This window comes from Bradyrhizobium cosmicum (assembly GCF_032290525.1).
Lineage (GTDB): Bacteria > Pseudomonadota > Alphaproteobacteria > Rhizobiales > Xanthobacteraceae > Bradyrhizobium > Bradyrhizobium cosmicum_A.
The window spans coordinates 1-432 of the sequence record NZ_JASXTA010000091.1; the positions used below are offsets into that span (position 1 = coordinate 1).

The following is a 432-nucleotide window of genomic DNA, read 5'->3' on the forward strand; positions in this document are numbered from 1 at the left end:
GTTCTTTAATCGCGGGCACGGTGTCAAGCCCGATAGACAAAAATGATCCGCTGCCGGGTTCATGGTTCTTTCCGCGGTCGTCTCTATGCAGGAGCGCCGCATGATGGCGTTCAAGAGGCGTGGCATCTCGATGTGAAGAGCGCGGTGCGTAAAGCCCGCAGGGACGACTTCGAGATTGCCCACACCTTCGTCCCGGCAGGGACGCTTGTTCCGCCGAAGGCGGATCCGGGTTGGCTTAAGACTGGTTCATGCGGTGCGCATCTCTGCCTGGAATTCGGTGCCGTCGGTCCAGATGGCATGGAGGATGACGGCCATTTTGCGAGCCACGGCAACCTTGGCCTTTTTGGCGCCGATGCGTTTGGCCAGCTTGCTGCCCCAGCGCTTGAGCGCAGAACCTCGCCTGACAACGGTCAGCAGGACGTTCGCGGCCTC

At 60.9% G+C, this 432-nt stretch carries 1 pseudogene; it reads right to left on the reverse strand.

Going from position 1 to position 432, the window contains the following annotated elements:
• Positions 1–246 precede the first annotated feature (246 nt).
• Positions 247–432 (reverse strand): annotated as a pseudogene (locus QSV46_RS39175) (IS110 family transposase); the annotation flags it as partial.